At 65.4% G+C, this 9,154-nt stretch carries 6 protein-coding genes; all 6 read left to right on the forward strand.

The features are described from left to right. The first annotated feature begins 72 nt into the window (after positions 1 to 72). Positions 73 to 3,816, forward strand: a complete 3,744-nt coding sequence (locus tag ABGA94_RS15780) for a nitrate reductase subunit alpha (RefSeq protein ID WP_375367759.1) — start codon at positions 73 to 75, stop codon at positions 3,814 to 3,816. Further along, positions 3,816 to 5,360, forward strand: coding sequence for a nitrate reductase subunit beta (gene narH, locus ABGA94_RS15785; RefSeq protein ID WP_375367761.1), 1,545 nt, complete (start codon positions 3,816 to 3,818; stop codon positions 5,358 to 5,360). The genes ABGA94_RS15780 and narH overlap by 1 nt, the downstream gene beginning before the upstream one ends. Further along, the gene (narJ, locus tag ABGA94_RS15790) at positions 5,360 to 6,040 is read left to right on the forward strand and encodes a nitrate reductase molybdenum cofactor assembly chaperone (RefSeq protein ID WP_111128611.1); all 681 of its coding nucleotides are present in this window, start codon (positions 5,360 to 5,362) and stop codon (positions 6,038 to 6,040) included. The genes narH and narJ overlap by 1 nt, the downstream gene beginning before the upstream one ends. After that, positions 6,037 to 6,744, forward strand: coding sequence for a respiratory nitrate reductase subunit gamma (gene narI, locus ABGA94_RS15795; RefSeq protein WP_375367763.1), 708 nt, complete (start codon positions 6,037 to 6,039; stop codon positions 6,742 to 6,744). Before narJ ends, narI begins: the two co-directional genes overlap by 4 nt. Before the next feature lie 3 nt (positions 6,745 to 6,747). Continuing rightward, positions 6,748 to 7,647 carry a peptidylprolyl isomerase gene (locus tag ABGA94_RS15800; RefSeq protein WP_065177653.1) on the forward strand — a complete coding sequence of 300 codons (900 nt, stop codon included), beginning with the start codon at positions 6,748 to 6,750 and terminating at the stop codon, positions 7,645 to 7,647. A gap of 23 nt (positions 7,648 to 7,670) precedes the next feature. Then, positions 7,671 to 9,154 (forward strand): ribosome recycling factor (locus ABGA94_RS15805; protein ID WP_375367765.1); only part of this gene is annotated, 1,484 nt, incomplete at its 3' end.

A 9,154-nucleotide genomic window follows, 5' to 3' on the forward strand; every position in this document is an offset into this window, starting at 1 on the left:
CGACATGAAAACGCACCGCAGCCAGATGACACACACAGCCACGATGCCGATGTCCGCAAAGGGAGATCCCCGATGAGTTATTTCCTCGATCGCTTGCAGTTCTTCAAGCGTGACCCCCAGACCTTTGCCGATGGCCATGGATTTGCCAAGAGCGAGGGCCGCGACTGGGAAAACAGTTACCGCGCCCGCTGGCAGTACGACAAGATCGTGCGGTCCACCCATGGGGTGAACTGCACCGGCTCCTGCAGCTGGAAGATCTACGTCAAGAACGGCCTGGTCACCTGGGAAACCCAGCAGACCGATTACCCGCGCACGCGTCCGGACCTGCCCAACCATGAACCGCGTGGCTGCCCGCGTGGCGCCAGCTACTCCTGGTACCTGTACAGCGCCAACCGGCTGAAGTACCCGCTGATCCGTGGCACGCTGCTGCGCCTGTGGCGCGAAGCGCGCAAGAGCAAGGCCCCGGTCGATGCCTGGGCCAGCATCGTGGAGGACAAGGAGAAGGCGCGTTCGTACAAGACCCGCCGCGGCATGGGCGGCTTCGTGCGCCTGCAGTGGGAAGAGGCCAACGAGATCATCGCCGCCTCCAACCTGTACACGGTGAAGCAGTACGGCCCGGACCGCGTGGTCGGGTTCTCGCCGATTCCGGCGATGTCGATGGTGTCCTACGCCGCCGGTGCGCGTTACCTGTCGCTGCTGGGTGGCGCCTGCCTGTCGTTCTACGACTGGTACTGCGATCTGCCGCCGGCCTCGCCGCAGATCTGGGGCGAGCAGACCGACGTGCCCGAATCGGCTGACTGGTACAACAGCCGCTACATCATCGCCTGGGGCTCGAACGTGCCGCAGACGCGTACGCCCGATGCGCACTTCTTCACCGAGGCGCGCTACAACGGCACCAAGACGGTGGCGATCTGCCCGGACTATTCCGAGCTGGCCAAGTTGACCGACCACTGGCTGCACCCCAAGCAGGGCACCGACGCGGCGCTGGCCTTTGCGTTCGGCCATGTGATCCTGCGCGAGTTCCATGTCGACTCGCCCTCGCAGTATTTCCAGGACTACTGCCGCCAGTACTCGGACATGCCGATGCTGGTGCGCCTGGAGCGCCGCGACGATGGCCGCCTGGTGGCGGGCCGCTTCCTGCGCGCCAGTGAGCTGGGCGGGCTGGGTGAAGCCAACAACCCGGACTGGAAGACCCTGGCCTACGACGAGAACAGCGGCCAGATCGTGGTGCCCAATGGCTCGATCGGTTTCCGCTGGGGTGAAAAGGGCCGCTGGAACATCGAAGAGAAGGCCAGCAATGGCGCCGACACGCGCCTGCGCCTGAGCTTGTCCGACGCCAACGACGGCATCGAGGCGGTGAGCTTCCCGTACTTCGGTGGCATTGAAAGCGACGGCTGGACCGCCGCGCCGGCCGAAGACGTACTGGACCGCAACATTCCGGTGCGCCGGCTGGCCACGGCCGATGGCGGCGAGACGCTGGTAGCCACGGTCTACGACCTGCTGCTGGCCCAGTACGGCGTGGACCGTGGCTTTGGCGGCGGCAACGTGGCATCGAGCTTCGATGACAGGGTGCCGGGCACGCCGGCGTGGCAGGAGCGCATCACCGGCGTGTCGCGCGCCGAGGTAATCCAGATCGCCCGCGAGTTCGCGCGTACCGCCGACAAGACCCACGGCCGATCGATGATCATCGTCGGCGCGGGCATGAACCACTGGTTCCACAACGACATGAACTACCGCGGTCTGATCAACATGCTGATCATGTGCGGTTGCGTGGGCCAGACCGGTGGCGGCTGGGCGCATTACGTGGGCCAGGAAAAGCTGCGCCCGCAGACCGGCTGGCAGCCGCTCGCGTTCGGCCTGGACTGGAGCAAGCCGCCGCGCCACATGAACGGTACTTCGTTCTTCTACTTCAACACCGGGCAGTGGCGCTACGAGAAGCTGCAGGTGGACGAGCTGCTGTCGCCGCTGGCCGATGCCCGCAAGTACAGCGGCAGCCTGGCTGACCTGAACCTGCGCGCGGTGCGCATGGGCTGGCTGCCGAGCACCCCGCAGCTGGACCGCAACCCGCTGCAGCTGGTACGCGAGGCCGAAGCGGCCGGCGTGGCCCCGGCGGACTACGCGCTGGGCAAGTTCAAGGATGGCTCGCTGGACTTCGCCTTCGCCGACCCGGACGCCAGCCAGAACCACCCGCGCATGATGTTCATCTGGCGCTCGAACCTGCTCGGTTCCTCGGGCAAGGGCCATGAGTACATGCTGCGGCACCTGCTGGGTACGCGCCACGGGCTTCAGGGCAAGGACCTGGGCGAAATGGGCGCAGTGAAGCCGCAGGAGGTGAAGTGGCGCGACGAGGCGCCGGAAGGCAAGCTGGACCTGCTGGTCACGCTCGACTTCCGCATGTGCACCACCGCGCTGTATTCGGACATCGTGCTGCCGACGGCAACCTGGTACGAGAAGGACGACCTCAACACCTCGGACATGCACCCGTTCATCCACCCGCTGTCCAAGGCGGTGGACCCGGCCTGGGAATCGCGCAGCGACTGGGACATCTTCAAGGAGGTGGCCCGCACCGTGAGCGAGATGGCGCCGGGCGTGCTGGGCGTGGAGAAGGACCTGGTGCTGGTGCCGACCCTGCACGACACCCCCAACGAGCTGGGCATGCCGTTCGGCGTGGCCGACTGGAAGAAGGGCGAGTGCGAGGCCATTCCGGGCCAGACCATGCCGTCGATGACGGTGGTGGAGCGTGACTACCCGAACCTGTACCGCAAGTTCACCTCGCTCGGCCCACTGCTGGACAAGCAGGGCAACGGCGGCAAGGGCATGAGCTGGGACACGAAGCACGAGGTCGAGTTCCTCGGCAAGTTGAATCACACCGTGCACGAAGAAGGCATAAGCCAGGGGCGACCGGCCATCTCGACCGCGATCGACGCGGCCGAAGTAATCCTGCACCTGGCGCCGGAAACCAACGGCCACGTGGCGGTGAAGGCCTGGGAATCGCTGGGTACCTTCACCGGTCGCGAGCATACGCATCTGGCGGTGGGCAAGGAGCACGAGGCGATCCGCTTCCGTGACATCCAGGCGCAGCCGCGCAAGATCATCTCTTCGCCGATCTGGTCGGGACTGGAAGACGACAACGTCAGCTACAACGCCGGCTATACCAACGTGCACGAGCTGATTCCGTGGCGCACGGTGACCGGTCGCCAGCAGTTCTACCAGGACCACGAATGGATGATCGACTTCGGCGAGGCCTTCATGAGCTATCGCCCGCCCGTCAACACGCGCACGGTGGAGCCGCTGCTGAACCAGCGCCCGAACGGCAACAAGGAGATCGTGCTGAACTGGATCACCCCGCACCAGAAGTGGGGCATCCACAGCACCTACAGCGACAACCTGATCATGCAGACGCTGTCGCGCGGTGGTCCGATCGTGTGGATCAGTGAGGACGACGCGCGCAGTGCCGGCATCGTCGACAACGACTGGATCGAGCTGTTCAACGTCAACGGTGCGATCGCCGCGCGTGCGGTGGTCAGCCAGCGCGTGATGCCGGGCATGGCGATGATGTACCACGCGCAGGAACGCATCATCAACGTGCCGGGCTCGGAGATTTCCGGCACCCGCGGCGGCATCCACAACTCGGTGACCCGCATCGTGCTCAAGCCGACCCACATGATCGGCGGCTACGCGCAGCTGGCCTATGGCTTCAACTACTACGGCACCTGCGGAACCAACCGCGACGAGTTCGTGATCGTGCGAAAGATGGACAAGATCGATTGGCTGGACGATGAGGCAGTACCTGCAGCTGTAAAGGAGGTGGTGTGATGAAGGTCCGTGCACAGATCGCGATGGTGCTGAACCTGGACAAGTGCATCGGCTGCCATACCTGCTCGATCACCTGCAAGAACGTCTGGACCTCGCGCGAGGGCGTCGAGTACGCCTGGTTCAACAACGTGGAAACCAAGCCGGGCATCGGCTACCCGAAGGAATGGGAGAACCAGGACAAGTGGAACGGCGGCTGGGTGCGCACCCGCGGCGGCAAGCTGGTGCCACGCGCGGGCGGCCGCTGGCGCATGCTGGCCAAGATCTTCGCCAACCCGGACCTGCCGCAGATCGACGACTACTACGAGCCGTTCGATTTCGACTACCAGAACCTGCACACCGCCAAGGACAGCCAGCACCAGCCCACCGCACGCCCGCGTTCGCTGATCAGTGGCGAGCGCATGCAGAAGATCGAGTGGGGCCCGAACTGGGAGGAGATCCTCGGTTCGGAGTTCAGCAAGCGCTCACGCGACTACAACTTCGACCAGGTGCAGAAGGAGATCTACGGCGCCTTCGAAAAGACCTTCATGATGTACCTGCCGCGCCTGTGCGAGCACTGCCTGAACCCGGCGTGCGTCTCGGCGTGCCCCTCGGGCGCGATCTACAAGCGCGAGGAAGACGGCATCGTGCTGATCGACCAGGACAAGTGCCGCGGCTGGCGCATGTGCGTGTCGGCGTGCCCGTACAAGAAGATCTACTACAACTGGAAGAGCGGCAAGTCGGAGAAGTGCATCTTCTGCTACCCGCGCATCGAGATGGGTGAGCCAACCGTGTGCTCGGAAACCTGCGTGGGCCGCATCCGCTACCTGGGCGTGATGCTGTACGACGCCGACCGCATCGCCGAGGCCGCTTCGGTAGCCGCCGAGAAGGACCTGTACCAGGCCCACCTGGACATCTTCCTGGACCCGAACGATCCGGCAGTGATCGCCGCCGCGCGCAAGGAAGGCATCCCGGACAGCTGGCTGGATGCGGCCAAGCAGTCGCCGGTGTACAAGCTGGCGATCGACTGGAAGCTGGCGCTGCCGCTGCACCCGGAATACCGCACGCTGCCGATGGTTTGGTATGTGCCGCCGCTGTCGCCGATCCAGTCCGCCGCCGAGCGTGGCCGCGTGGGCATGAGCGGCGAGCTGCCGGACGTGGCGTCGCTGCGCATCCCGATGCGCTATTTGGCCAACCTGCTGACGGCCGGTGACGAGGCGCCGGTGGTACGCGCGCTGGAGCGGCTGATGGCGATGCGTGCCTGGCGCCGGGCCAAGAACGTGGACGGCGTGGAAGACACCGCCGTGCTGGAACAGACCGGGCTGAGCATCGCCCAGGTGGAAGAGATGTACCGCTATCTGGCCATTGCCAACTACGAGGACCGTTTCGTGATTCCGACCGGCCACCGCGAGTACGCCAACGACGCCTTCGGTGAGCGCGGCGGCTGCGGCTTCACCTTCGGAAACGGCTGCAATGGTGACAGCCCGGCGGACCTGTTCGGGCAGCGCAAGACCACCACCTTCGTGGTGGACAAGGGCCCGAACCAGCGCCGCAAGGAGGTGGTGTGATGAGGGTGCTCAAGCTGGTCGGGGTGTTGCTGGACTACCCCCGCGAGGAACTGTGGGAGCACGGCGAGGAGCTGCTCGCCGCCTGTGACGACCCGGCGCTGAACCCCGCCCGCCGCCAGCAGCTGCGCAGCTTCGTGCAGCAGCTGCTGGCCACCGATGCGCTGGATGCACAGGCGGCGTGGCTGGCCAGTTTCGACCGCGGCCGTTCGATGAGCCTGTTGCTTTTCGAACACATCCATGGCGAGTCGCGCGACCGCGGCCAGGCCATGGTCGATCTGGTCGAAACCTACCGCCGCAACGGCTTCGAACTGGATGCCCGCGAGCTGCCGGATTACCTGCCGTTGCTGCTGGAGTTCCTGGCCCACCGCCCCGGTAGCGAGGCCCGCGAGTGGCTGCACCACATCGGCCATATCGCCGGGATGCTGGCCGCGCGTGCCGCCGAGCGTGAGCTGCCGCACCGGGTGCTGTTCGAGATCCTGGTCGAAGCCGGTGACGGCAAGGCCGATCTGCAGGCGCTGCGCCAGCGTGCCAGCGAGGAAGTCCGCGACGATACCGCCGAGGCCATGGACCGCTTGTGGGAGGAGGAGGCGGTGCGCTTCGGCGCCGAAGCCCCTGCCGAAGACTGCAAGCCGCCCGTGCGTTCGCCGGCCCGTCCTTCGCATCGTGAGGTCCAGCCATGAGTTACTCCCTGCATCAATTCGCCTTCCAGTACTACCCGTACATCGCCGTGGCAGTGCTGCTGATCGGCAGCTGGGCCCGCTATGACAAGGCCATGTACACCTGGCGCACCGGCTCCAGTCAGATGCTGTCGGACAAGGGCATGCGGCTCGGCAGCAACTGCTTCCACATCGGCATCCTGGCCATCCTCGGCGGCCACCTGGTCGGGCTGCTGACGCCGCACGCGGTGTACGAGCACTTCATCACCTCCTCGCAGAAGCAGATGCTGGCGATGGTGGTCGGTGGTGTGTTCGGCGCACTGTGCTTCATCGGCATCAGCATCCTGCTGGTACGCCGCCTGTTCAATGCGCGTGTTCGGGCTACCGGCAGCTTCGGTGACACCCTGGTGCTGGTGCTGCTGTTCGCGCAGCTGTGCCTGGGCCTGTACAGCATCCGCGTCTCGTCCGGTCACCTGGACGGCGGGGTGATGGTGCAGCTGGCCGAGTGGGCGCAGCACATCGTGACCTTCCGTGCCGGTGCCGCTGATTACATCGAGGGCGTCAGCTGGGTCTACAGGATGCATATCTTCCTGGGCCTGACCCTGTTCCTGATCGCGCCGTTCACCCGCCTGGTGCACGTATGGAGCATTCCGATCAGTTACCTGTGGCGGCCCTACCAGGTGGTGCGCCGCCGTCAGGCCACGCTGCGCTATGGGCCGCGGGAGTAAACCATGCGCAGCCTGCCGAAATTCCTGCCGATTACCGTGATCGACTCCGCGGCACCGGTTCCCGCCGAGGCGCATTCGCACCACCATGACGCGGCGGCGCAGGGGCCGCGTTCGCTCGGGCAGCCGGCACCGTGCCGGCTGTTCGTGGACGAGACCGCGATAAGCGAGGCCGACATCGCCCGCGAGATGCAGCACCACCGGGCGATGCGCCCGCAACAGTCACGTGCCGAAGCGGCACGTGCACTGGTGGTGCGCGAACTGCTGCGCCTGGAAGCGCAGCGGCTGGGCCTGCAGGCGCCGGAGGGTAACCGGGTAAGTGACGAGGAAGTGCTGATCCAGCAGCTGCTGGAAGACGCGATCGAAGACCGCGTGCCGACCGATGAAGACTGCCGGCGCTACTTCGAGCAGAACCCGGAGCGCTTCCGCTCCCCCGACCGTGTGCGCCTGCGCCATATCCTGCTGGCCGCACCGGCCGACGACGTGGCCGGGCGCTTCGCTGCACGCACCGAGGGCGAGCGGCTGGTTGGGCTGCTGAAGGAGTCGCCGCACCTGTTCGCCGATTTCGCCCTGCGTCATTCACGCTGCCCGTCCAGCAGCGAAGGCGGTGACCTGGGCTGGCTGCAACGTGGGCAGACCACGCCGGAGTTCGACCGACAGGTGTTCCGCCTGCGCGAAGGCCTGGCCGGTTTCCCGGTGGAATCGCGCTGGGGCTACCACGTGGTCTGCGTCGATGCCCGCGAGGAAGGCCAGCCGCAGCCGTTCGAGGCCGTGCTGCCGCAGCTGCGTGACTACCTGGAGTTGCAGGTGCGGCAGCGCGAGGTGCAGGCCTACCTGCTGCAGTTGCAGGAACGCTACCCAGTGCGCGGGCTGGATGAGATCGAAGCCGAAGCGGATATCGGCTGAACCCCTTTGAACGAGGAAAATTCATGAACCAGGCCCTTGCCCCCGCCAGTGCCGGGCAGCAGCAACGTGCGCTGTGGCTGAGCACGTTCGCCTTCACCGTGTGCTTTGCGGTGTGGATGATCTTCTCGATCATTGGTATCCAGATCAGTCAACAGCTCGGCTTGAATGACACCCAGTTCGGCCTGTTGATCGCCACGCCGGTGCTGACCGGCTCGGTCAGCCGCGTCTTCCTCGGTATCTGGTCCGACCAGTTCGGTGGCCGCAAGGTGATGGTGCTGGTGATGCTGTGTGGTGCAGTCGCTACTTGGATGCTGACCTACGCACAGACCTACAGCCAGTTCCTGGTTGCCGCGCTGTGCGTGGGTATCGCCGGCGGCAACTTCTCGGTGGGCGTGGCCTACGTCTCGAAGTGGTTCCCGGCCAGCAAGCAGGGCACTGCGCTGGGCATCTTCGGTGCCGGCAACATCGGTTCGGCGGTGACCAAGCTGCTGGCGCCGCTGGTGATGGTGGCGGCCGGCTGGACCATGGTTGCCAAGGTCTGGGCCGTCGCGCTGGCGGTCACTGCGGTGCTGTTCTTCCTCTTCAGCAAGGAAGACCCGTCTCTGGAACAGCGCCGCCGCGAAGGCGTGAAGCCGGTGCCGTTCGCCGAGCAGATGGCACCACTGAAGAACCTGCAGGTATGGCGGTTCTCGCTGTACTACTTCTTCGTCTTCGGCGGCTTCGTGGCGCTGGCGTTGTGGCTGCCGCACTACCTGGTTGGCGCCTATGGCATGGACGTGGGCCACGCCGGCATGCTGGCGGCGTGCTATTCGATCCCGGCCAGCCTGTTCCGCGTGGTCGGTGGCTGGATGTCGGACCGGATGGGCGCGCGCCGGGTGATGTACTGGACCTTCGGCGTGTCGGCCATCTGCACCTTCCTGCTGGCCTACCCGGATACCGAGTATGTGGTGAAGGGTATCCACGGGCCGCTCCATTTCCATCTGGCCATCGGCGTGGTGATGTTCACCGTGCTGGTGTTCGTGCTGGGCTTCTTCATGTCGCTGGGCAAGGCCGCGGTCTACAAGCACATTCCGGTGTATTACCCCAGGCATGTGGGCGCGGTGGGCGGCGTGGTCGGCATGATCGGCGGCCTGGGTGGCTTCGTCCTGCCGATCGTGTTTGGCGCGTTGAACGATGCGGTGGGCATCTGGAGCAGCTGCTTCATGCTGCTGTTCGTGCTGGTGGCGGCTGCACTGGCGTGGATGCATTTCGCGATCCGCAACATCCGTCAGGACGCGAACAAGGAAATCGCCAAGCTGGTCAAGGACAAAGCGATCAGCGAAGACGAGAAGAAGCGCGGCGAAGACGACATCCAGAAGCTGACCGACGCCAACATCAAGTTCGACCTGGACGACTCGCTGGTGCTGCGTGTCGCCGCCTCGCAGACCCAGACCCTGCCAGACTACTCGGCGCTGGGTGCCTCCTCGTACGGCTCGGACCTGAACCGCACCGGCGGTGGCGGCAATCC

This window comes from Stenotrophomonas sp. 3diitr2024 (assembly GCF_042136455.1).
GTDB lineage: Bacteria > Pseudomonadota > Gammaproteobacteria > Xanthomonadales > Xanthomonadaceae > Stenotrophomonas > Stenotrophomonas sepilia.

Coding starts and splice junctions, on each gene's coding strand:
- ABGA94_RS15780 (WP_375367759.1), top strand. CDS start 73: ATGAGTTATTTCCTCGATCGCTTGCAGTTCTTCAAGCGTGACCCCCAG.
- narH (WP_375367761.1), top strand. CDS start 3,816: ATGAAGGTCCGTGCACAGATCGCGATGGTGCTGAACCTGGACAAGTGC.
- narJ (WP_111128611.1), top strand. CDS start 5,360: ATGAGGGTGCTCAAGCTGGTCGGGGTGTTGCTGGACTACCCCCGCGAG.
- narI (WP_375367763.1), top strand. CDS start 6,037: ATGAGTTACTCCCTGCATCAATTCGCCTTCCAGTACTACCCGTACATC.
- ABGA94_RS15800 (WP_065177653.1), top strand. CDS start 6,748: ATGCGCAGCCTGCCGAAATTCCTGCCGATTACCGTGATCGACTCCGCG.